General features: G+C 43.5%; 3 protein-coding genes. 1 reads left to right on the plus strand and 2 read right to left on the minus strand.

The window, feature by feature from the left end:
• Positions 1-2,442 (minus strand): pyruvate dehydrogenase (acetyl-transferring), homodimeric type (gene aceE, locus A3761_RS07595; protein WP_068750062.1); only part of this gene is annotated, 2,442 nt, incomplete at its 3' end.
• Between the two features lie 298 nt (positions 2,443-2,740).
• On the opposite strand from aceE, the gene A3761_RS07600 reads away from it, so the two are divergent.
• Positions 2,741-3,376: a hypothetical protein gene (locus tag A3761_RS07600; protein ID WP_068750064.1), complete on the plus strand. Its 636-nt coding sequence runs from the start codon at positions 2,741-2,743 to the stop codon at positions 3,374-3,376.
• Between the two features lie 8 nt (positions 3,377-3,384).
• Here the strand turns inward: A3761_RS07600 and A3761_RS07605 are convergent, their stop codons facing one another.
• Entirely contained in the window at positions 3,385-3,966 is a 582-nt protein-coding gene (locus A3761_RS07605) for a TetR/AcrR family transcriptional regulator (protein ID WP_068554852.1), read from the minus strand.
• Positions 3,967-4,181 lie beyond the last annotated feature (215 nt).

Genomic DNA, 4,181 nt, shown 5'->3' on the forward strand with positions numbered 1-4,181 from the left:
TGCTCGAATCTGCTCGCCATAAAGGCGGATATAGTCAGTCGATGCCACCACTGGTCCTTCACGTTCACCCAAGCAAGTTTCGACATAGCTTACTTTTTTCTTTTTATCCGGGTTCAACATATTCCAACGAACGGTCTTCATGCCATCTCGCGCCAATTCATTAAAACTAGTGACACTCCAAATATCACTTGCGATGTTATATTCATCACGCAAGATTTCGGCAGCAACTCTAACTTCATTTAATATGGCACCACTACCCATTAACTGAACGCTGAGTTTCTTTCCTCGCCCCTTAGGTTTAAGGGTATCGAATAAGTACATCCCTCTCAGGATTCCCTCTTCGGAGTCTTTGACCAAAGCAGGCTGTTTATAGTTTTCATTCATAATACTCAAATAGTAATAAACGTCTTCATTCTCCTGATACATACGACGTAAACCATCTTGAATAATCACCGCTAATTCACAGGCATAGGCGGGGTCATAAGCGATACAGTTCGGTATCGTTCCTGCCATAATATGACTATGTCCATCTTGATGCTGCAGCCCTTCTCCGTTGAGCGTTGTTCGACCTGCAGTTCCACCAACAAGAAAGCCGCGAGAACGCATATCGCCCGCCGCCCACGCTAAGTCCCCAACACGTTGAAACCCAAACATTGAGTAGTAAATATAGAACGGTATGAGCGGGTAATCATGAGTGCTATATGAGGTTGCGCAGGCCATCCATGCAGCCATTGCACCCGCTTCATTAATCCCCTCTTCCAGAATCTGTCCACCTTGATCTTCACGATAGTACATCACCTGATCACTATCATTCGGCACGTATTTTTGACCTTCAGAGGTATAGATGCCAAGTTGACGAAACATTCCCTCCATACCAAAGGTTCTCGCTTCATCCGGCACGATTGGCACGACGCGCTTACCGATACGCTTGTCCTTAGTTAAGGACGAAAGCATTCTAACAAAGGCCATGGTAGTTGAGATTTCTCTCTCACCACTGCCCTCTAGTTGATTCTTGAAAAAACTCAAGTCAGGCGTCACCAAAGGCTGACTCTGGGCACGCCGTTTTGGATAGAATCCACCTAGTTCCTCTCGGCGTTTTTTCATATAGACAGCTTCAGGGCTGTCTGCTGATGGCTGATAGTAAGGGATTGATTCTATATCGTCATCGCTGACAGGCACCCCAAACCGGTCACGGAATGCCTTAAGTGTTTCGACATCAAGTTTCTTCAGCGAGTGAGTACTGTTTGTTCCTTCACCAACCTTACCAAAGCCATAACCTTTGATCGTGTGCGCCAGAATAACGGTCGGCTGACCTTTATGATTAACCGCCTTATGATACGCAGCATAAACCTTGTAAGGATCATGCCCGCCACGATTAAGTTGCTCAATATCCCGATCACTCAATTGCTCAGCTAACTTGGCAAGCTCCGGATAGCGACCAAAGAAGTGCTTCCTCGTATAAGCCGCACCATTTGACTTAAAGTTTTGCATCTCGCCATCAACCACTTCATCCATCGCGCGCTGCATCGAGCCATCAGTATCTTGATCAAACAGAGGGTCCCACATCCGTCCCCAAATAACCTTGATAACATTCCACCCTGCGCCGCGGAATACCCCTTCAAGTTCTTGAATAATTTTACCGTTTCCTCTAACAGGCCCATCCAACCTTTGAAGGTTACAGTTCACGACAAATATCAGGTTATCGAGTTTTTCTCGCCCTGCTAGAGCTATGGAGCCAAGCGTCTCAGGCTCATCTGTCTCGCCATCGCCTACAAAGCACCAGACTTTTCGATTGCTTTTATCAGTAAGCTCTCGACTATGTAAGTACTTCATCACATGCGCTTGATAGATGGCTTGTAAGGGCCCTAAGCCCATAGATACCGTTGGGAACTGCCAATAATCAGGCATTAACCAGGGGTGAGGATATGATGGCAAACCATTTCCATCTACTTCATTTCGATAATTATCCATTTGCTCTCTAGAAAGCCGCCCCTCGATAAAGGAACGAGCATAGATACCTGGCGAAGTATGCCCTTGAATATATATAAGATCCGCTTCGCGCTTATCATTTCCCGCGTGAAAGAAGTGATTAAAGCCAACATCGTAAAGTGTCGCACTCGAAGAAAACGAGGATATATGTCCACCTAGTTCCCCCGGCCGTTTATTTGCCCTGAGTACCATCGCCATTGCATTCCAGCGAATAAGAGAGCGAATCCTACGTTCCATAAACAAATCGCCGGGCATCCGAGCTTCTTGGTCAGTAGGAATTGAGTTGCAATACGGCGTCGTCACTGAATATGGTAACTCACCACCTAACTTGCGAGCCTTCTCAGATAGTAAAGCAAGCAAATACTCCGCTCGCTCCATACCTTCATTATCGATTACAGACTGAATAGCTTCTAACCATTCCGAGGTTTCAATTGGATCAGAATCATCCAACATAGAGCACTCCTTAGGACACTAAATATTATTATTCTCTAAGAAAGCCAATCCTGGCACGCGAATCACCGCCAAAAATAAGCCGTCTTTACACATGACTCTAAGTTTAGACCCTCATTAGCAATAGCGTTAATTGAGTTTAGTAAAATAAACAACAAGCATAACGTGAATAATATTCACATTATTAAATGTACATATAGGACTTAAAACTGTATTATTTGTAACCAGCCGCAATTGATCTGCAGCGATATGTTCGAATGGAATATTTTTTTAGCTTTACTATGTTGTGTGTCTTGTTGAAATGAAAGCTCCGCTTATTCTTAGTATTTCTCTGCCCTTAATGTTGATAGCAAGTAAGTCACTTGCTTCGCAGCCAATTAATTCTCAAGAAAAGAGCACTATTGCCACTTATCAATCTTTGGCAATGAGCGAGTCAGACATGGACGACGTCTCTGCCATTGCCGGCATCTCTGTTTTGGACATATACGGCTCGCCTGCTGCAGGCTTAACCGTCGATAGCGAAGATGACGAAGCAACGAACTCTAACGGGAAAAATTCATACAATGAAGCAGAAGATACACAAGATTTTGCATCCCACGAGCTGAAGAAAATTGAAGACGGTGGACTGGCTACCACTCAAGCTAGTAATGATATAGCTTCGCCAACTGAAACATTAACTATTGAAGATAATTCAGTTGTCAGCGGTGCCGCACAAAGCTTTACCACCACCAGTGAAATAAATTATAAACCGAAGAATTTTCAGCATGAAATGAAGCAACTAAGTGGTGACTCAATTTCTATTTCACGTAACCTTCATGTAGACCTACTAAAAATAGAAAATCTTAGTGGCGATCATTATGACGAAAGCCGCTCCGCGGGCAGTATTTACCTATCCGACTGGACTTCTCGAGGTAACACAATCCTAACGCCTCGTTAGAAACCACCTTACCAGGCAGCGACCGTATTTCTTAGTATTTGCATCTGCCCTTCAATCTGCGCTTTAGAGTTAACAGCTCTGCGCCAGACAATCATCCCTTGAAGCTGGCAGAGCACAAATGCAGTCATATCCTCACTTCTCATTGTAGCTGGCTGCTCTCTTTGTATTTCATTTATTGCATTAAAAATAGCATCACGAAGATCATCGACCAGCAGCTTTAGAACCGACCTCACATCGGCGTCTTTTGAAATCTGGCTTAAGCCAGTATTCTGCATCATACATCCTAACGAACCCGCTTCAGACTGAAGCTGCTCCAAAAGCAAAACAAAATAATCATCTAAACGCTGCCTTGCAGGCTTATCACTCTTAAGCGGCGCTAACAAATAAGCTAGAACAGTCTTCCTATAATGCATTAAGACCTTTATGAATATTTCTTTCTTATCACCAAAGGTATTGTAGACACTAAAGCGGTTAATCCCAAGCTCATCTACCAAGTCTTGCATAGACGTTGCTTCATAACCCTTAAGCCAGAAAAGCTTCATTGCTTTATGCAACACTCTATCCGCATCAAATGCTAACTTACGACCCATATGCCTTTCTCAATGAATGTACTAATAAAAACTAATTATAGATTATTCTTGACCGGTCGTTTAGAAAAAAATACCATTCTAAACGATCAGTTAGAAAAATTACTAAATCCCGACCAATAACGAATAAGGAAAAACCCTATGAAAATATATGAGATGAGAATCGCACCGAACCCGCGCAGAGTCCGAATTTTCTTAGCTGAAAAAGGGATTACGGA

The sequence above is a fragment of the Oleiphilus sp. HI0123 genome (assembly GCF_001635315.1).

Bases quoted from the DNA above. Each gene is read 5' to 3' on its own strand.
- A3761_RS07600 (WP_068750064.1), top strand. From the start codon at position 2,741: ATGAAAGCTCCGCTTATTCTTAGTATTTCTCTGCCCTTAATGTTGATA.
- A3761_RS07605 (WP_068554852.1), bottom strand. From the start codon at position 3,966: ATGGGTCGTAAGTTAGCATTTGATGCGGATAGAGTGTTGCATAAAGCA.